A 17,828-nucleotide genomic window follows, 5' to 3' on the forward strand; every position below is an offset into this window, starting at 1 on the left:
AGTAATAAATATGATGATGGTTTTCGGACTTTTTGTATTTGAACTCAGGACACTGCCCTATCAGCAATTGCAGCTGTCCCGTAACTGGCGGCACGTTAAAAATGATCGTGTGGGCAGGAGCGCAAAATGGCAGTACGTTGGCGCCGGCGAGAACCAGTTGACGCTGGGTGGGCTGCTGTACCCTGAAATTACCGGCGGCAACCTGTCGCTGGGTGCTGTCTCAACAATGGCTTACACCGGGCTTGCCTGGCCTCTGATTGATGGCGTCGGTTCCATCTATGGGATGTATGTCATCACGGGCTTGCAGGAAACGCATCAGGAGTTTGACCGCTACGGCAAAGCGAAAAGAATTGAGTTCACGCTTTCGCTGCAAAGGGTTGATGAAGATATCAGGGAGCGGTTGCAAAGTGCCTCTGTGAGTGATTTGATGGAAACCTTAAAGAATGGATTAGAATTGATTATGTAGTAGACCGGCAATCAAATGACATGTCATCATTTTGCGCAAGAATAAAACGATTTCTTGTGATGCCTAATACTTAGCCAAGAATAGCATTGAATTATTTAAATTTATCGCCTACCCCCCAAACTATACATAACCCCACGTATTCTATAAAGGCTAAACTCATTAGCCAGATCATCTTTAATTATCTATGATTTGGGTTTTTTATTTAATTTTTTAGTAAATTCCGCACCACTAAATTAGACTTAGATTAACTTCAACAGCAAGAACTCTCTGCGCTCTTATAATATTAGCTCATGCTGTCAAATAAGTATTATAGGATCAATTACATGTAGAGCTTTTATTTTTTGCATGTTATAATTAGATATCTACTATAAGACTGCAAGAAAAATAGTTGTGGTGAGAAAACAAAAGCACACTAATTAATAAGGAATTTTTAATGGACAACAACACATACCACACAGATATTTTAGCTGTAACTGATAAGGACGTAGTTGATTGGTGCGAGCAACATCTTCCACAATCACTTACCACTGAAATGCTCATAAATATATTAGATAACACAAGAGAACATACAGATGATGAAATATTTTATGCATATTTTTTATACTGCTGGAGCTTTTTGTCCAAGATTTTTTTAAGTAATAGTAATTATCAGTTCCGCTCATTCTCATACACTAATAAACTCATTAAAATAAATAACATTACTCTTAATGTAAATTTACTAAAAAATCACCCTTCAATATTCCTTTATTATATTGTACTCGCAACCCAAGAGGCGTTGTTAACCATCTCCAACTTCATAATTCCTATTAATGCTGTGAGTTTGATGCCATATGTTGGTAAAATTCAAAATATGATGAGCATAATTGATTCGATTTCAAGTAAAAAAATGCAAAATCAATTGTTCTTATCTTTCATTCCATACTCTTTAATAAGTTACATTGAAAAGGATAAGGTAGAAAAACTAAATATTGATGTTTCTAATCTCGAAAGACAACTAAACGACATAGTAAACGATCCGCAATGGTCAGAAATCAGACTATTCCTTAATGATAACAAAAAACTTAAAGACGATATCGACAGGCAAAATGATTTAATTGCACAAATTGAAAGCTATGACAATAAAATTAACAACTTAAAGTCAGAATATAATTTCATTAGCCTATCCAAAGCATTCAACAGCATGCGAAAAATAAAAACAAAAGAGTTAAAAAACGTTAACATAATTTTTTATTTAATTATCCTTGCGTTACTATCAACCCCCGCGGGATTACTATTTTTTAATATCTTCGGCAACCCAGAAAAATTCAATGGCTGGAATAAGCTATTTTATTTCCTCCCTATTGCCACCATTGAATTAATACTTATTTACTTACTTCGCTTGTTTTATATTCAAAAAAATTCCATCATGGCTCAGCTATTGCAAATAGATTTTAGATTAAGCATCTGTGAATTTATAAAAAACTACATTGAAGACAGATCAGAAAATAGTGGTGACAAAGACACATGGAGTGCTTTCGAAGCATTAATATTCAGCCCAATACAGTTAAGAGAAGATAAAATACCTTCAGTGTTGGATGGCGCAGACTCTGTTGCAGAGTTTATAAACAAGGCCCTCAAGTCAAAAAATATACCCAGCTAAACATAAAAGGGTGCGATTGATATTTTACCAAAACACGTATGCTAGTGCGCTTCTTTATATGGCGCACTAGTAGCCTCAAGTTCTAACGCGCCAAAGGATGAACATATTGGAATTTAAAGAACATTTTAGGATTTAGTTTTTTGTGTAAAGCCAACACTCCAAAAAAACAGTCCCACTCGTATCAATGCAATAAATGTTCGTTTCCCTTATGTCAAGCGTTTCCATAAACATAAGGAAACATACTCGTTAGTCACATCAATCGGCTCGTTTGCGGACTCGGTCAGGCCCTCCGCATCGATGTAAGTCCCATCAGTAAGGGCAAGCGGACCACTTTTCTGGTTGTCTGTACCATGTGTCGTGGTTGGATCCCATGTAGCCCCCGGAGACCGGTCGCCAGAGCGGTGCCAGTGAGGAGGCAGGTTATCGGCTTCGAGTTTCACCTTGTTACTGCCGCCGGTCGCGCCGTATTGAGAGCCAATCCGTACAACCCTGTCAGCAAAGGTTTCACTTAAGTCAGCCCATGTCTGCCAAGGGAAACGCATCGCCGGGCTTTGTTCGCCAGAGATGACAATTCCAACGTAAAAAATAGCGTCAACAATGGCCTTGTATCCGTCCCCATCGCTGTCCAGCCCCAGAGCTTTTAGCGCCTCAGATGGATTGCTCAGATCGGACAGGTTTTTCTCTTTTTGCAATGCGCCAATAATGCGTGAGTCATTTCCTGCGGCTACCGTTCCCGCCTCTGTGCCAATGTCCCGCGTGGCCGAGTTGCCCAGCTCCAGATTTTCCCTAGCCTCTTCAGCATCAGTTAGATCCGAGAGGTTCAGCTCGCGCCGCAAATAACGTTTATCGCCTGACTCCTGAGTTAAGGTGGCAAGCGTCGGATCGATAACCAGCTGCACATTTGAGCTGTGCGTAAGTGTCAACACCAGCGTCAGAATGATCTCTTTGATAATGGAATCCGATTGTGCCGGGAGGTATGTCGCTGGGTATGCGCCGTAAGCAATGAGCGTACCCTTAGCGCTGACCAGCCCCGCCTCTCTGAGCGTCTTACCCGGATAATCCCTGCAATTGATAACAATCTGACCACTGATAAACCCCTCATAGCTTGAGTCAGAGTCAAAGGTTTCACGGCCAAACTGACCAAAAAGCGCCGTCACCGCCGCCAGGTCGTCGGGTTCGGTCGGTAAAGTCACGCCGCCACCATCACCGATCAGTACGGCGGTAATATCCACAACCTCCCCCGCCTGATACGCGGCCTCGATTTCAGCGGCGCCCGCCGTCGTTAGTGTCAGTCCTGTTGCCATAGTGTTTCCTCTGCTTCAATGCCATACACGCTGGCAAGACGATCATAAAAATCATCACTAACAGTTTTGCTGTCGGCATCAATATCGCTTTCACCGGGATGAATAACTCCCGCAGCCTGGAGCATTTGCAGGTATTCCAGGAAAAACTCATCTGTCTGGCAAAATCCGATCAGGCTTTTAATTTGATTGAATGTTTTCATAACTTATTCGTTATCCAGTTACCGGGTAAATCTGTGAAATCGTCCAGGCTTGTGCAGTTGTAGAACGCGTAATAATGCGCTGTGACATTTGGCACTTTGTCCATAAATACCTGGCCCTTACCTGTGAGGGCAGAGCATCCCCTGAATGTGGCCGTCGTGGTGACAATCGTCGAATAACTGCTGAGGTTGAATATCGTGCTGACGTTGGTTCTCAGCTGCACGCAGCCATCAAACAGATAGCCGATTGTCGTGGCCGGTAAGTTATTCATTAGACCGGCCCCGACCTCTTCCAGTGCGACGCACTCGGCAAACACATTAGTGAATGTCGTGGCGTTGATACTGGCGACAAAAAGACCGGCAGGCACTGAGCGCAGGTTTTTACATCCCCTGAAGGTCTGGCCGTATGCCGTCACCAGCGGGTTACCACTGAACAGATTTTCCGGTATTTCCACCACGCCGGTATTCTGGAAGGTTGCGCCAAATGCGGTGATAAGCGGGCACGATGCAAACAGCGACGGCGGAATGTTCACCAGTGCCGCGCAGCCGTAGAACGTAGAACCGGCACTGATCAGCAGGGTGTTATGTTTCAGTAAATCAGCAGGCAATACCGCCAGCGCAGTACAGCCGGAGAAGGTCAGCGTCATGGAAGTCAGGTTGACACAACCCGCAAACAGATCGGACGGCAGCGCGGCCAGCGCGGTGCAGTCCTGGAAGGTGCTACCCATTGCCGTCAGAGAGGTCAGATCGCTGAACAGCTTTTCAGGCAGTACGGCAAGGCCTGAGCACTGGTTAAACAGACCGGTGACATTCGTCACTTTGATGCATCCTGCAAACATATCCCCGGCCAGCGATACCAGCGCCGTGCAGCCCATAAATGTATAGGTAAGGTTAGTCAGTGAGCCACAGCCACGGAACGCCCCGGCCCCAATGCTTTTCAAAGATGTACATTGGGTGAATGCATAATAGAACGTCGTGACCAGTGATTTACCTGCAAACGCCTCTGCTCTGACGGCTGTCAGAGAAGAACAGGCATAGAAAGCCCGGTCAAAGCTCGTTGCCTTGTTACAGTCAACAAACGACGGTAGCGCCATTAATGCTGTGCAACTATTGAAGACGCTGGCAAAGGTAGTTGCACTGACACACCCCTCAAAAATATCATCGCCCACTTCTTCCAGTACACGGCAATAGTAAAAAGCGGAGGAAAATGTTTGCGCAAGCGCACAGCCAGAAAACACGGCTTTTCCCGCTTTTACCAGTGAAGAGCAGCCGGAAAAAACCGTTCCAAAATAGTTAGCCAGAGGTAAATCCTTAAAGAACTCATCGGGCACAGAAAGCAGTTGTGTGCATCCACTGAATGCCCCGCCGAAATGCGTGGCTTTCAGGCAGTTGCGGAACAGGCGCGGCGGTAGCTGCGTCAGCGCCGTGCAGCTCCTGAAAATCGCCGTAAACACGCCACCAGGCACATCGCTGAATAAATCTGGTGACAATGTTGTCAGCGCGCGGCATCCATCGAAGGTATAACCGAAGCCATTTCCACTGACACACCCGTCAAAAATGCCCGTCCCGGTATCGATAAGGGATATACATCCCGAAAACGCACTGGTGAAATTCGTCGCAGCAGCACAGCTCCGGAATGTGTTTTTGCCAGCACTCAGCAGCCGCGTGCAGTTCTCAAACACTGAGGTGAATAGCGTCACCTGAGATAATTCGCTGAACAGCCCATCAGGAACAGCAGCCAGTGCCGTGCAGCCATAAAAAGCCGACGAGAAATTTGTGGCACCAGTAATCCGCGCGAATAAACCCTCTGGCAGTTCAGTCAGCGACGAGCAGCCCCGGAAAACAGAGTTACAATTCTGAATATTCGGCAGATCGTCAAAAGCCCCGGCATGAACCTTGTAAAGGCCAGTTGCGCCACTCGCGAAAGAAACAAGATTGTCCCTGTCTCCCGTCAGAAGAATGATTTCCTGCACGGGGTTCAACGTCACTGAAACGTTACCCACAGTGCGCTGGAAACTGGCGGTTTCCGTGTTCTTAACCGTTATTGTGTACTCTTCTCCCTCTACAACGTCACGCGTCGGAATAACCCAGCCGTACACAGCACTGGCTGCATCAAAACGGTATTCCCGGCTGTCTGTTCCGTCGCCATAATCAATCGTGAAATCCTCATCCATGCGCACGTAGAACAACGGACGGCTTGCATGGTCGATGCGGGTAATGAACTTCATCACCGCGACCACTTTCACACTGATCACCGCACTGACGCCGTTAGTCGTCGTGACGGTGACCGAACAGGTGCCCCGCTTCACGCCCGTAACCAGAATAGCGCCTTTGACAATTCGGGCAGTCGCGATTGTTTTATCCGACGTGGTTACCGTATAGGTTTTATCTTCCGCGTATTCAGGGAGGATGGTCACCGTGACCGTTTCCGCGTCACCGGGGGCCAGATTCAGCTCGTAGCGGGATAAAATCACCTGCAACGGGACAAATCGCGGCGTGATTTTCTCCGTGGCGTACATGTAACCGGCCGCATATGAGGTTCCCTGAAGTCGGCCAAATACATGAACGGAAAACCAGCTGCGCAGGTTCCTGGCGCGCAGCACCGCCAGTTTCAGATCCTGCTGGTCGTATTCCGTCACCGGCAAATCGTTCTGATAAACGTTCAGGCGAAAGGTATACGGATCCCCTTTCGGGTTCTGATTGAACCATTCAACAATATCCGTCCCAAAAGGACTGTCCACCAGGGCATGACGGACGGCGGCGACCGTACCGCGATGGCGGTGGATGTAGTGGGCGCGCTTGATCGCATCGCGTTTCTTTTGTTCTGACCAGTTAATATTCCAGGTATCAACCTGGTATTCCCACGCCAGCCACGGCAGGAGTGCCAGCGGGCAGCTGTCGGGATCTTTAACCCAACGGATCAGATATACCGGCAACCTCTCCAGTGCGGCGGCGCTGGCCCTGTCTATGGCCCGCTCCACGGCGGTGGCGTTGGGTGGCAGAATACTGGCGGGATAATTAGCGGTCATAGTCCATCACCACAAGATTGATTTTCACAGAGGTGCAATGAGGCGCTTCACCCATCGTCGCAACGACGTCGGCGGCCGGTGAATGCAAATCGACAGTGACAACACCGTCCTGATGCAGCGCCCCGTCGATGCCCGACCGTGCAGCGGTGGCGTTGATAAGATGCACAGAGGCGGTGTATTCGTTCAGTGCTGCGGTAGCTTTTTCCAGCACCGTGGCGGTGTCCACGCCGTAAGGGACGTAAATGTCAGCAACCACCTGATAATTCACAATCACAGCGGAACGGACGTAATCAGCCACATAATCCGTAATCGGGCGCACGTCTTCCGGGTTTACCGCCGCCAGGACTTTATCGAGCAGCGCCTGCGAGGCGGATCCATCCCCGGTGCGTGACAGCACGTAAAGGAAAACGCGGCCCTCCTGATCATGCGTCTCCGGGCCATAGGCGCGCACGTCGAGCACATCCGCATCAGCGCCGCGCGCAAAGTAGTGATAGGCATTACGGGCGCCCGCCGTGCTCAGGCGCGCCCATGAGAGCAGCGTGCGGGCGCGCAGCTCTTCGTCGCTTTCGTATACGGCGTCCGCCTCGTCGGTGGCTTCAGTAATCAGCAGACGTTCAGTGTCAAAATTACCCGAGACCTGATCGAGATCCGCCCCCAGGGCGCTGGAAAGCAGCACCGCTCGAACGGCTTCATTGATGCGTTGCAGCAGATGGATCTCGCGATAGGTGAAGGCCTGAGCCAGTGCCGCCATCGGTTCAGATTCCAGCAACAGCGCAGCAGACACAGAAGCCTGAAGTTCCGCAGGCATGGCCGCCACGATAAGCGCCCGGATATCAGCCAGCACCGTTTCAAAATCGGGCACCTCGACGATATCAGGCTGCGGGATCTGAGATAAATCGACGGACGTTTGCACGCTAGCTCCTTAACCTGATGGTGTTGCTGGTATCTGTCATGGTTTCCGTGATAGTGCCGGCCAGTTCAGCAGTCACCGCGCCTGTTTCTGAAAACACCACATTGACGGTGGTCAGACTGATCCGCGGCTCCCACTGCGCCAGCGCAATAGCGGTGGCGCCCATCAGCTGCATGCGGGTGACGGTGTTCTGTGGCGCATCGAGTAAATCAGGTACCACGCTGCCAAAGTCCCGGCGCATCACACGGGAGCCTGTTGGCGTGGTGAGGATTTTTGTCACAGACTGCCAGAGCTGATCGTGATCGGTCAGCGAACCGGTGCCTTCCGGGTTCATCCCCGTGTAACTGGCTGTCACTGCGGGCCTCCTGTAGTACTCCCACCAGACTGCACGCCACCGTGTTTATGTTCATGTACGGTGATCCCGTTTGACTGCAACACGCCGCCGGAATGGAACACATCACCGGCCATCGTGCCGCCGTGGGTCAGTTCGAAAGTGCGCGTTTTGAGGTGTTCCGTGCATTCCACCTCCGGTGTGTCCAGCGTGACGCGGGTCTCTGCCTGGATATGCGCGGTTTTAATACCGGTCACGGACAGTGCTCCGGCATCGGCGGCGGCGTCGTAATGCAGGCGCGCGCCATCCGGTGCAGTGATGCTGATTTCCAGCAGGTTGCTGCCCGTTGGCGGGTTATCTGCGCTGTATGCAGAGCCAATCACAAACGCGTTTTCAGGGTTGCCGCCCGGACAACCGATCCAGACCTGCTCCCCTATCGAGGGCGGCAGCCAGATGCTGAATGCCCCTGCGCGGGTGACGTTCCAGCGGATCCAGGTGGTCAGCAACCTGCCGGAGCGAACGCGCACCGCTTTCTTGTCGGCGCTGATTTGTTCCACGACGCCCAGGCGCAGAATGTTTTCCAGCAGGCGCATCAGCTCAGCATTCATGACGCACCGCCCAGACTGCTGATAGCGGCGTTTTCCGTAGCGATCAGGTCCGCCGGAGTCATGCCCAGCAGTTCGCGCACCGGGTACTGTGCGTAAGCGCCCGGACCAACTTCGTCTTTGAGGCCGTACTGGTGAATACGAGCAATGCGCGCAGCGATGCCGTCAAATCCTACGGTGACGCCGTCCGCGTCCGGTCTGACTTTCATAAAACGCAGGGTACGCAGGCGGGTAAACATCGGCGCTTTTTTTGTCTCTGTATGCGTCGCTGACTGCGTTTTGATTTCCAGATACCGCTCGATATCGGCCCGGTAGAAGGTACGTATATCACGGCGCTTCTCATCAAATCCCGTGATCGTCCGGCCATATTTACCGCGCCCGCCCCGCCAGTTTTTCAGCGCCCGCACCTCGTTATTCCAGAAGAACTTGATCCCCTGCTGGGTGCGGTAAACTTTACGACGGCGCACGGCATAGCCGCTACCGTCCGGGTTTTTCTGTGAGGCGATGCGGCGCTGCTGACTGCGGCGCACTGCCAGACCAATTTTGCGCGCGGTACGGGTGCGCCCCGCCGGGCTGACGCCGTCGAGGATGTCCTGAAAGACTTGATCCAGCTCGCTGAACATGCGATCGCTCACGCTCCGGCCTCCTGAAGCATGCCTTCAAATACCAGCCCCCAGCCTGCGGCGTGGGGTGCCAGCACGCGCGGGCGCGGCTCCGGCAAATGCTCGGCATACGGCACCCCGTTTTCATCCAGCTGCACCAGTACCCGCTGACGCACCGGCAGCTCAAACATAAGATCGGCGGTGTCATCGCTGTTAATCAACGTGGTGAATTTAATCTGCTGGTTTTTATCCGGGTTCAGCAGCAGATCGGGCTGATTAAACCAGAGCCAGGCCATCAGCGGCAGCGTGAAGTCGTCAATGCTCCCGGCGTAGTTCATGACGAACAGCACCAGAGAATAGCGGTACATGAAAGACGGCGTTTCAATGCCACCCTCTTCAACAAACACCGTCCAGGCTTCCGGGTTCGCCCGGCACCAGGTGTTTGCTTTCTCTATGGCGGCGCGGAGTGTGTTTATCTTCAGCATTTATGGCTCCTTATGGGTGTTCTGACGCAGGTTGTCCCACTGGCGGATCGCCGCTTTGTCAGCATTGCAGGCATCAAGCGCATCCATCAGCCTGTCGCTGAATATCGCCACCGCGCCCCAGGTCACTGGCTTATCCAGCACCGGGCGTGGCGTCTCTTCGGTCAGGCTCTCCGGGACGGGTTCACGGAGCAGCTGAATGATCGGCGCGGGCGGTGCGTTTTTGCAGGCTGCGGCTGACAGCGTCAGGCACAGGAGTAACAGCGCACGAGTCACCATTGAACGCGGCCTGCATTGCTTCACGTCGGCGCTCCCCTTCTGCATTACGCTGTTGCTCACGGACTTTTACCTCTGCCAGTAATTTGTGGGTTTGTATGGCGGTCGCCTTCACTTCCTGAATAACCTGGTCGTAACCGGTCGCCGTTTCGGTCAGCAGCTTGTTGCGGGTCCGGGCCTCGCTAAGCTGGTCGGTCTGCCACAAGACAGCGGCCAGCAGGACAAGCATTACAATCACACTGCCCGCCCTCATGACGGCGTTCTCAGGCCCAGCAGGCACCAGGCTTTAAAGTCATTGCACCGGTTAACCAGCCCGGGGGAGCGCTTACCGCCCGCATTGACAAAATCAGTAAGCCTGTTGCACATCTGCGGCCATTGCCTAGCCTGAGCATGCTTCCAGATCGTGGTCCTCTGCTTGCGTCCGTTTTTATCGGTGAACCACATCAGCCCGGTGCAGCCCAGATTCAGGGCGGCATCCGTCATGGCCTCAAAGGTGAGCTGCGGCATGTCGGCGCCGTGGAAATTGTTATTAATGCAGTTTTCTGCCCGTTGCAGATCGTTAACCCAACGCCGCGCTATTTCCTGGTTGCTGTATTCGCGGTTTTCCACGCCACCCGTGGAACCAATGCCCACCGTCAGCACCCCTGCCGTGCAGTAATAAGGCGTGCTGCGGCAGTCTTCCCAACCGGCGATCTTCTGCTGCCCTTCTTTCGACGTTCTGACGCTCCCGGGCGCCAGCGAAATGCCCAGGGCCACAATCACCGCAATTGAACATTTTTTGATGATGTTCTTCATGCCGGTTTGTCTCCGTGCAGTTGCTCCAGCAGCTGCCGTTCGCGGTCCGACAGGTTGCGGGTTTCAGCCTGGCGGAGAATCTGCTCGATCAAGTCGTTGCGGCGCTGGCTGGCCTGCTCAATGCGGCGGCGATGAATCGCCAGCCGGACGGCGGAAACAATCCCCAGAAGAAGGCCAGCCAGCGCCAGCTTTTCGCTGACGGTCATCACGCCCACACCGGTCACCAGGGCGGATGTTGCAAACGCAAAATATTCGTTAATACGATCCAGAGTCATTCCCATAACTGGACGGTTACCCGTTCCACCTCGCTGGTTATCACGGGCATTTCGATCTCCTGCCCGGCATTCAAAAAAACCTGGTTGCTCAGTCCCGGATTGGCTTCGAGCACCTTCTCCGTGACACCTGCAGTTTTGCCGTAATGACGCCAGCAGAGCTGATCAACCGTGTCGTTTTGCAGCGCCCTGACTTTCATCAGAACAGCTCCGCATAAATACGGGCTTCTTCCCGAATGTCCGCGATACTCCAGCGCCCGTCCCGCCAGAGATCATCGATCTGCCTGTCCAGAGCCTCCGCATCCTTGTCGCCCTTAGGCGTGGTGCCAACGTCCCTGTAACCTTCCAGTACGCTGGCGCGCGTGAAGGAGTAGACCGCACGCCGGAAGCGATAGACTTTTGCGCTTTCGCCGTTAATCTGCTCGACAGATTCACCGGTGGAAGTCAGCAGGACGGAAGCCAGCGATTCCACGCCTTCCGCTTCCCTTTGCTTCCGCCAGTCCTTCAGTTGATCCGCGACGTGCAGCGCGGCCTCCGTAGCCATATGCATCAATCGGGAAGTCGTAATATCACCGGCGATGCGGGCCGCGAGGCGCAGATCGTGGAGTTTTACCGTAGGCCAGAAAGTACCGACGGCAATCTGTGCGCCGCCGTCGTCCACGTCCGTCACATCACTCTCAGCAGGTCTGACGGGGCGCTGCGCGATAAAACTCATCGTCGTTTCTCCGGTAGGTCAGGCGGTGGGCTCCCGGTAAAAAGACCGCAGAACGGGCAGATCGCCGGGCGCGCCGCCTGTGGCGCGGGGCCAGTTCATTACGCTCAGGCGTTTACTTTGTGGCGGTTTTCGTTGTCTTTTTTGCCGCCGTTTTGCGGATAGCTTTTTGGGTGCCGGCCGCCGTTTTCGTCTGCTTGCGCGTTCGTGTTGCTTTTTCTGCTGCGGGTGTTTCGGTTGCCGCTGTATCGCTGGATGAAGGCTCATCTTCCGCATCACCTCCCGCGGCGCTGGTCTGCGGTACCTTCTTCAGGGTGCTGACCAGAGAGGATATCTCCCGTTTCACACCGGAACCCGGGTTCAGGCTCATGGCTTCCCGGAAGAGTTTCAGCGCTTCGCCTTTGGTTTCCGCGTCTTCCGTGTCCCGACGGCAAAACGCCCTCACCTTGCACAGCTTCGCGCGGACCTCATCAGGCATATCACTGTCAGCCACAATGTCGGCCAGCTCGTCCAGCATGGGGATATAGCCTGACAAATCGGCTCCGGCGTCCGTGGTGGCGAGGTTCAGAATGGGATTGCAGATTTCCTCGGTCAGTACCGTGGGTGCCGGGCGGCGATAGTTGTCATCCGGCATGCTCAGGCCATGCTTAACGACATAGCGCCCGATACGCAGCGCCAGCGCATAGTCGGAGCAGTCCACCGCCCACACCATCAGCGTGGTGATGACCGGATCCGCGCGCCCGCTGTCGCCCTCGATCGTGCCGTCAATCCATCCCTGAAACTCAGGAAGGATGCTGGCCTTTACAGCGGCCTTCGCCTGGCGGGACTGGATCTGGCTTAGCGAAGATTTATGCATATGCAGGCGAAAGAGGATCTGCTCATGCGCGGTGCGCGTCTCCGCGTCACGCTCATCACTGATGCCCCGCCTCTCTGCCATGACCTTCTGAAAGTGTCTTTGTGCCGGTGTCAGCATGGGTTCATTCTCCTGGGCGGGCTTGCTGCCCGCCATGTGATGGGGATTATCAGGCGAATGTCACGCCGTCGATCATGGCAATCATGCCGTACTCTTCAATGACATAGTCATCATTGCTGGACTGGTAAGTCGCCACGCGGTTGTAGTGCGGCTCTTCCCGGATAGAGCGACGCAGGGAGCCTTTCTGGTAGTACACAGAGAGGTTTTTCAGGTTGGTGATCAGCACTACATCTTCAGGAATGCCCGGGACAAAGACCGTCGGCAGACCGCCGATCTTTTCCTGGCTGACAATGAGCTGCGCGGCCAGCAGTTCGGTATTCGGATTGGTCTGGCTGAGCGCGTTCACTTTCGGCAGGTTCACTTTCAGCAGCAGATCGGACGAGAGCACAGTCACCAGGCCGGGAGCGCGGCGGAACCAGGGATCCATAAGGCTGTGACGCGCATCAAGCACGGCGGCATCAATATTGCCGTAGGTGCCTGACGCAATTACCGCGTTATTCTCATCACGGGAGGTCAGCGTGATACCCGGCATAATGCGCTGCGGCGCTTCATTGCGGATTTTTTGCAGCCAGCCAACGCCGCAATCCTGCAATAACGGGTAGGTCGTGCGGTCGGAGTTTTCAGAGTAATGCGTGCCATTAAAGCCAATCATCTGGCGATCCAACCCCAGTTGACGAGCCATCGCATTACTGATTAATGACTGAAATTCAGGGTGACCGGCCCATGCGTCCAGCTCCGCATACGAAAGCGCATAGTCATAGTTGGTTTTGCGGCAGTGGTAGTTCTGCGGCTCTTTGTTATGGTTCGGTGCAGGGTTACGGCGGTTGGTGCCGTCCGAGCTGTTATTGGTGCTCGCCATCGGTCCCTTACTGCCAATTTTTACTTTCTGCCCTTCCTGCTCTTTAACCCCAAAGTGGTTAACCAGCTTCATGAAGTCATCCGACTCCATGGCGGCCTGTTCCAGTTTTTGCTGGATTGTCGGATCGACGTTAAAACGTTTGGTCACAGCAGAAGGTGAAACGCCGTTCAGATGTGCCTGGCGCACAATGTAATTATCAAATAGTTCGCGGGTCTGGTTTTCCATGGTTACCTCTTAGAAGTCTGCAAGCTGCGCGCTTCCGTTGCCGGTTGCCGCCGGTCGTGCGCTGTAATTTTCTGCGGGCTGGAGCTGGAGCTGACCGCGCAGCTCGTTAAGTTCGCTGGTCAGTTGCTGAATGGTGGTTTTGTCCTGCTGGCGTTCCTGCTCCAGCGCACTGAACCGGTCGATCTGGTCGGCCTGAGATTGCGCAACAGCTTCAACAACCTGATGCAGCTGACTGAAGCGCTGATCGTCTGTTTTCTGGCCTTTACCAAGGATGCCCATCACGCGGTTGAACCAGCTGACGCCCTCCTCGCCGCGCTGGGCCGCCAGTTCGATCACTTCAGCTTCAAGCGCATCTGAGAACAGCGGCGCCTCAATCTGCTGGTTATTGAAGGCCATCACCTGCGCGCGCTGCTGGGCGGCGAATTTAAGGCGCTCAGTCCCCAGACTTGCCGGAGTGTCCGTCATCGCCAGTCCGACCACATACGCCTTGCCGTTGAGTGCAAACTGCGGATGCAGCTCAATACTGGAATAGATTTTTTTGCCTTCATCGGTGAGCTGCTTCATTCGTGCCGACGCGTCGATCTCGGCATAAAGCGCCGTACGACCGGCCAGCGGCCCCTCGGTGATATCCTCCGCGCTCAGTGCAGCAACATCCCCCATGGCGCCGAAATTGCTGTCAGGAAGCATAGAGAGATAGTGCTCCACGTTGACGCGGGCGCCGTAAACGTCCGGGTTGTAGCTCGCCGCTGCATCGCGGAGGTGCTGCGGCTGGATCTCGCGCCCGTCAACGGTGGCGCCGGAAACCGCAACGCGAAACTTCTTGCGGGCGGGTTTAGTCGTGCTGGCCATGTTGTTTAATCCTGTTGGTTTGTGTCAGTCGCAGCATCATCGCAGAGCCTGAAAGCCCCGCGCCACGCGGTTTTGTTGTCGGAGAACGGCCAGACCTGAAACCCCGCGCCGCGGGGATCGCGCGCAGGTAATCTCCCTGCTCAAAAGGGGGAAGTGATGATTCAGGATGCGTTTATTCGATTAAGGGCAAAGCAGCTCTACTGGCAGGGTTACCCGCCCGCCGAAATTTCGCGACTAATGGGTATCAACTCAAACACGGTTTATTCGTGGAAAAAGCGCGACGCATGGGATGACACAACGCCCATCAAACGGGTGACGCAATCCATTGATACCCGCCTCTGCCAGTTGAGCGCGAAAGACAATAAAACCAGTGGCGATTTCAAAGAGATTGATCTGTTAACCCGGCAGTTGAAAAAGCTAGATACCGGGCAGGCCTCCACTACCACCGGCGTTAAAAAAACCAGTCGACGCAAGAAGAAAAATCACTTCTCAGAGGAGCAGATCGAGGAGTTGCGCTTAAAAATTCTCGACTCTCTCGCATGGCACCAGCGCCGCTGGTACGAACAACGAGATCAGCGTAACCGGATGATCCTCAAATCGCGGCAGATTGGGGCGACCTGGTACTTTGCCCGCGAGGCATTGCTGGGAGCGCTGAGAACGGACGTTAAGCACGACTACCAGCGCAACCAAATCTTTCTGTCAGCATCACGAAAGCAAGCGCTACAGTTCCGCAACTTCATCCGCAAAGCGGCTGAAGAGGTGGACGTCGAACTTAAAGGCGGCGAGCAAATCACGCTGTCAAACGGCGCGGAGCTGCATTTTCTCGGGACATCAGCTGCGACCGCGCAGTCCTACACGGGGCACCTGCGATTTGATGAGTTTTTCTGGACCGGTAACTTTATCAATCTGCGTAAGGTTGCCGGCGCTATGGCAACGCTCAAAGGCTTAACGCGTACTTACTTCTCCACGCCATCCAGCGAAAGCCATGAAGCCTATCAGTTCTGGACCGGCGATCGGTGGAATGCGAAACGGCCTAAAGCGCAGCGCGTTGATTTTGACGTGTCCTGGAAGAAAACGCATAGCGGCGTGCTTTACCCGGACAAAACGTGGCGGCAGATCGTCACTATTCAGGACGCTATCAACAACGGCTGGGACTACACCGACATTGATGAAATCAGGGACGAAAACAGTCCCGATGAATTTGAAAACCTGTACATGTGCGAGTTCGTCAAAGACGGCGAAAGCGCGTTCAATCTTAGCCAGTTACTGGGGTGTGGCGCTGACGGATATGACGACTGGCCAGACTGGAAACCGTTCGCCAGTCGCCCTATGGGTCAACGTGAGGTGTGGCTGGGCTACGACGCCAACGGCAGCAGCGGCAATGGTGATGCCGGTGCTCTGTCCGTGACGGTCCCTCCCCTTGTGGCTGGCGGCCGGTTTCGCACGGTTGAATTGAAGCAACTGCGAGGACTTGAATTTGAGCAGCAGGCGGCGGTCATCAAAGAGGCAGCCGAGCGCTACAACGTCACTCACATCGCCATTGACGGGCAAGGCGTCGGGGAGGCGGTCTGGCAGATTGTTAAAAACTGGTTCCCGGCGGCTATTTGCTACCAGATGAGCCTCTCTTCTAAGCGCGCCCTAGTCCTCAAAATGTTGCAGGTTATACGCGCCGGCCGCTGGGAATATGACCGCAGCGAGCAGGGTCTGGTCAGAGCCTTCAACGCTATTCGCAAAGTTGTTACACCCGGCGGTTTCATCACTTACGAAACTGACCGAACGCGCGGCGTAAGCCATGGCGATATGGCGTGGGCAACCATGCTTTCGATTATCAATGAACCGTTGGGCCAGGAAAGTGGCGGCGGTGGTTTCGCAATGGGATGGTAACTGTGAAAAAGAAATACGGTAAAAAGCCGATAACCAGCACCGCCGGTTCTGACATTGCGGAGTCACTGAAGGCCGATCCTGAGTTAACTGCATTCAGCTTTGACGGGCCTTATCCGGTACGTGATATGGCCGACCTGCTGGACAATCTCTATTGCCTGGATAACGGGCGATACTATGAAACACCGGTAGATTTTTATGGGCTGGCTAAAGCTCCGCGCCAGAGCGCCTGGCATGAGTCTGCCCTGTACTTCAAACGTAATGTGCTCACCGGCTGTTTTATCCCGCACAAGCTGCTCAACCGTCAGACCTTCTCGGCCTTCGCGCTGGACTGGTTCACGTTTGGCAATGCCTACCTTGAACTCCCGCGCAATCGCCTGGGCGGGCCACTTCCCTTCCGGCATTCACTGGCGAAATACACCCGGCGCGGGAGTACGGACCTCGATCAATACTGGTTCATCCGGCGCTGGAAAGAGGAACACTCGTTTAAACCGGGTTCAGTGTGTCACGTTCTGAATCCGGACATTAATCAGGAGGTCTACGGCATGCCCGAATATATGGCAGCGCTGCTGGCGGCCAGTTTGTCACACTCCGCTGACATGTTCCGCAAGCTGTATTACGACAACGGCTCCCACGCGGGGTGTATTGTCTATATTGGTGCGGGACAGGTTGACGATAAAAGCATGAAAACGGTCAAAGAGACACTGACCGGCGCGCGTGGAAAAGGGGCATTTAAAAACGTACTACTGCATGCGCCAGGCGGCGGCAAGGATGGCGTTCAGATCCTTCCGTTTCAACAGATTACGGCTAAAGATGAGTTTATCAACATTAAGAATGCCACCAGGGACGACATACTCGCGGCGCACCGTATCCCGCCACAGCTGATGGGCGCCATGCCAGCAGGAAATGGATCGTTTGGGGATATCGAGAAGGCCGCACGGGTCTACGCTATCAACGAGCTGACGCCCGTAATGGAGGCCCTGAAGGTGGTCAACGAGTGGCTAGGAGAAGAGGTGATCCGTTTCAACCCTTATGCGTTGCTTTCTCCAGAGAAATAACCGCTAGAGAATTCACTTTCTTTGAACAACATCAGACATTTATAACAGGCCAGCGTTTTCGCTGGCCTCATCTTTTCTGCTTAAAAAATCCCGCATCAGCTGCCCTCTACGCATCGCTGCTTTTTTTCTGCGCGAGGCATGCCTCTACCTAAAATCACCGCTCACCGTGACGCAGAACCCGTGAAATTGCGTATTCTGCCGCCTTCCCTACCCTAACCCGTTTGCGGGGGCTTGCCCCCCGTCACCTGCGCGCAGCTATCCTGCCGTTTTTCTTGCATACATATAATCGAGCTTGAAACCGTCGACCAAGTGTAAGTATCCCAGCTTTAGTTCCACGCACTTTTTGAGAGTTCCGATTTTTCA

Annotated in this window: 20 protein-coding genes; 4 read left to right on the plus strand and 16 right to left on the minus strand. The window is 53.4% G+C overall.

Translation table 11 applies throughout. The features are described from left to right. Nucleotides 1–10: 10 nt before the first annotated feature. Nucleotides 11–466 (plus strand): phage tail protein, encoded by a 456-nt coding sequence (locus QVF11_RS17375; RefSeq protein ID WP_287858432.1) that lies wholly within the window; start codon nucleotides 11–13, stop codon nucleotides 464–466. A 433-nt stretch (nucleotides 467–899) separates the two neighbouring features. Next, nucleotides 900–2,105: a hypothetical protein gene (locus QVF11_RS17380; RefSeq protein WP_287858434.1), complete on the plus strand. Its 1,206-nt coding sequence runs from the start codon at nucleotides 900–902 to the stop codon at nucleotides 2,103–2,105. A gap of 206 nt (nucleotides 2,106–2,311) precedes the next feature. Here the strand turns inward: QVF11_RS17380 and QVF11_RS17385 are convergent, their stop codons facing one another. From QVF11_RS17385 to QVF11_RS17460, 16 genes are all read right to left on the minus strand, one after another. Continuing rightward, complete coding sequence (locus tag QVF11_RS17385; RefSeq protein WP_287858435.1) at nucleotides 2,312–3,409, minus strand: phage tail-collar fiber domain-containing protein; 1,098 nt, start codon at nucleotides 3,407–3,409, stop codon at nucleotides 2,312–2,314. Further along, entirely contained in the window at nucleotides 3,394–3,609 is a 216-nt protein-coding gene (locus QVF11_RS17390; protein WP_024359481.1) for a hypothetical protein, read from the minus strand. The genes QVF11_RS17385 and QVF11_RS17390 overlap by 16 nt, the downstream gene beginning before the upstream one ends. Continuing rightward, entirely contained in the window at nucleotides 3,606–6,635 is a 3,030-nt protein-coding gene (locus tag QVF11_RS17395) for a phage tail protein I (protein ID WP_287858437.1), read from the minus strand. The genes QVF11_RS17390 and QVF11_RS17395 overlap by 4 nt, the downstream gene beginning before the upstream one ends. Then, nucleotides 6,625–7,548, minus strand: coding sequence for a baseplate assembly protein (locus tag QVF11_RS17400; RefSeq protein WP_116328497.1), 924 nt, complete (start codon nucleotides 7,546–7,548; stop codon nucleotides 6,625–6,627). Before QVF11_RS17400 ends, QVF11_RS17395 begins: the two co-directional genes overlap by 11 nt. Before the next feature lies 1 nt (nucleotide 7,549). Continuing rightward, complete coding sequence (locus QVF11_RS17405) at nucleotides 7,550–7,900, minus strand: GPW/gp25 family protein (protein WP_040229558.1); 351 nt, start codon at nucleotides 7,898–7,900, stop codon at nucleotides 7,550–7,552. After that, nucleotides 7,897–8,484, minus strand: a complete 588-nt coding sequence (locus tag QVF11_RS17410; protein ID WP_009486481.1) for a phage baseplate assembly protein V — start codon at nucleotides 8,482–8,484, stop codon at nucleotides 7,897–7,899. Before QVF11_RS17410 ends, QVF11_RS17405 begins: the two co-directional genes overlap by 4 nt. Then, nucleotides 8,481–9,116 carry a phage virion morphogenesis protein gene (locus QVF11_RS17415; protein ID WP_287858442.1) on the minus strand — a complete coding sequence of 212 codons (636 nt, stop codon included), beginning with the start codon at nucleotides 9,114–9,116 and terminating at the stop codon, nucleotides 8,481–8,483. Before QVF11_RS17415 ends, QVF11_RS17410 begins: the two co-directional genes overlap by 4 nt. After that, a complete protein-coding gene (locus QVF11_RS17420) occupies nucleotides 9,113–9,568 on the minus strand; it encodes a phage tail protein (RefSeq protein ID WP_287858443.1) in 456 nt (151 codons plus the stop codon). Before QVF11_RS17420 ends, QVF11_RS17415 begins: the two co-directional genes overlap by 4 nt. After that, a complete protein-coding gene (gene lysC, locus QVF11_RS17425; RefSeq protein ID WP_287858444.1) occupies nucleotides 9,569–9,904 on the minus strand; it encodes an Rz1-like lysis system protein LysC in 336 nt (111 codons plus the stop codon). A gap of 186 nt (nucleotides 9,905–10,090) precedes the next feature. Then, nucleotides 10,091–10,636, minus strand: a complete 546-nt coding sequence (locus tag QVF11_RS17430; RefSeq protein WP_287858446.1) for a lysozyme — start codon at nucleotides 10,634–10,636, stop codon at nucleotides 10,091–10,093. After that, nucleotides 10,633–10,917, minus strand: a complete 285-nt coding sequence (locus QVF11_RS17435; protein ID WP_004213110.1) for a hypothetical protein — start codon at nucleotides 10,915–10,917, stop codon at nucleotides 10,633–10,635. Before QVF11_RS17435 ends, QVF11_RS17430 begins: the two co-directional genes overlap by 4 nt. Further along, complete coding sequence (locus QVF11_RS17440) at nucleotides 10,908–11,108, minus strand: tail protein X (RefSeq protein WP_045854925.1); 201 nt, start codon at nucleotides 11,106–11,108, stop codon at nucleotides 10,908–10,910. The genes QVF11_RS17435 and QVF11_RS17440 overlap by 10 nt, the downstream gene beginning before the upstream one ends. Further along, a complete protein-coding gene (locus QVF11_RS17445) occupies nucleotides 11,108–11,623 on the minus strand; it encodes a head completion/stabilization protein (protein WP_196520119.1) in 516 nt (171 codons plus the stop codon). The genes QVF11_RS17440 and QVF11_RS17445 overlap by 1 nt, the downstream gene beginning before the upstream one ends. A 112-nt stretch (nucleotides 11,624–11,735) precedes the next feature. Further along, entirely contained in the window at nucleotides 11,736–12,593 is an 858-nt protein-coding gene (gene gpM / locus QVF11_RS17450) for a phage terminase small subunit (protein ID WP_287858448.1), read from the minus strand. 49 nt (nucleotides 12,594–12,642) lie between these two features. Then, on the minus strand, nucleotides 12,643–13,677 hold the full coding sequence (locus QVF11_RS17455; protein WP_287858449.1) for a phage major capsid protein, P2 family: 1,035 nt from the start codon (nucleotides 13,675–13,677) through the stop codon (nucleotides 12,643–12,645). A 9-nt stretch (nucleotides 13,678–13,686) separates the two neighbouring features. Beyond that, complete coding sequence (locus tag QVF11_RS17460; protein ID WP_239604963.1) at nucleotides 13,687–14,526, minus strand: GPO family capsid scaffolding protein; 840 nt, start codon at nucleotides 14,524–14,526, stop codon at nucleotides 13,687–13,689. A 156-nt stretch (nucleotides 14,527–14,682) separates the two neighbouring features. On the opposite strand from QVF11_RS17460, the gene QVF11_RS17465 reads away from it, so the two are divergent. Both QVF11_RS17465 and QVF11_RS17470 read left to right on the plus strand, forming a co-directional pair. Continuing rightward, nucleotides 14,683–16,410: a terminase large subunit domain-containing protein gene (locus tag QVF11_RS17465; RefSeq protein ID WP_287858452.1), complete on the plus strand. Its 1,728-nt coding sequence runs from the start codon at nucleotides 14,683–14,685 to the stop codon at nucleotides 16,408–16,410. Continuing rightward, nucleotides 16,404–17,465 carry a phage portal protein gene (locus tag QVF11_RS17470; RefSeq protein ID WP_103073007.1) on the plus strand — a complete coding sequence of 354 codons (1,062 nt, stop codon included), beginning with the start codon at nucleotides 16,404–16,406 and terminating at the stop codon, nucleotides 17,463–17,465. The genes QVF11_RS17465 and QVF11_RS17470 overlap by 7 nt, the downstream gene beginning before the upstream one ends. Nucleotides 17,466–17,828: the final 363 nt, after the last annotated feature.

The sequence above is a fragment of the Klebsiella sp. genome (assembly GCF_027492335.1).
Taxonomy (GTDB): Bacteria; Pseudomonadota; Gammaproteobacteria; order Enterobacterales; family Enterobacteriaceae; genus Klebsiella; species Klebsiella huaxiensis.

What these genes read in the sequence shown, in the direction of transcription:
- gpM (WP_287858448.1), bottom strand. Translation starts at nt 12,593, where the DNA reads ATGCTGACACCGGCACAAAGACACTTTCAGAAGGTCATGGCAGAGAGG.
- QVF11_RS17445 (WP_196520119.1), bottom strand. Translation starts at nt 11,623, where the DNA reads ATGAGTTTTATCGCGCAGCGCCCCGTCAGACCTGCTGAGAGTGATGTG.
- QVF11_RS17440 (WP_045854925.1), bottom strand. Translation starts at nt 11,108, where the DNA reads ATGAAAGTCAGGGCGCTGCAAAACGACACGGTTGATCAGCTCTGCTGG.
- QVF11_RS17460 (WP_239604963.1), bottom strand. Translation starts at nt 14,526, where the DNA reads ATGGCCAGCACGACTAAACCCGCCCGCAAGAAGTTTCGCGTTGCGGTT.
- QVF11_RS17410 (WP_009486481.1), bottom strand. Translation starts at nt 8,484, where the DNA reads ATGAATGCTGAGCTGATGCGCCTGCTGGAAAACATTCTGCGCCTGGGC.
- QVF11_RS17375 (WP_287858432.1), top strand. Translation starts at nt 11, where the DNA reads ATGATGATGGTTTTCGGACTTTTTGTATTTGAACTCAGGACACTGCCC.
- QVF11_RS17420 (WP_287858443.1), bottom strand. Translation starts at nt 9,568, where the DNA reads ATGCTGAAGATAAACACACTCCGCGCCGCCATAGAGAAAGCAAACACC.
- QVF11_RS17395 (WP_287858437.1), bottom strand. Translation starts at nt 6,635, where the DNA reads ATGACCGCTAATTATCCCGCCAGTATTCTGCCACCCAACGCCACCGCC.
- QVF11_RS17465 (WP_287858452.1), top strand. Translation starts at nt 14,683, where the DNA reads ATGATTCAGGATGCGTTTATTCGATTAAGGGCAAAGCAGCTCTACTGG.
- QVF11_RS17430 (WP_287858446.1), bottom strand. Translation starts at nt 10,636, where the DNA reads ATGAAGAACATCATCAAAAAATGTTCAATTGCGGTGATTGTGGCCCTG.
- QVF11_RS17380 (WP_287858434.1), top strand. Translation starts at nt 900, where the DNA reads ATGGACAACAACACATACCACACAGATATTTTAGCTGTAACTGATAAG.
- QVF11_RS17385 (WP_287858435.1), bottom strand. Translation starts at nt 3,409, where the DNA reads ATGGCAACAGGACTGACACTAACGACGGCGGGCGCCGCTGAAATCGAG.
- QVF11_RS17390 (WP_024359481.1), bottom strand. Translation starts at nt 3,609, where the DNA reads ATGAAAACATTCAATCAAATTAAAAGCCTGATCGGATTTTGCCAGACA.
- QVF11_RS17435 (WP_004213110.1), bottom strand. Translation starts at nt 10,917, where the DNA reads ATGGGAATGACTCTGGATCGTATTAACGAATATTTTGCGTTTGCAACA.
- QVF11_RS17470 (WP_103073007.1), top strand. Translation starts at nt 16,404, where the DNA reads ATGGTAACTGTGAAAAAGAAATACGGTAAAAAGCCGATAACCAGCACC.
- QVF11_RS17455 (WP_287858449.1), bottom strand. Translation starts at nt 13,677, where the DNA reads ATGGAAAACCAGACCCGCGAACTATTTGATAATTACATTGTGCGCCAG.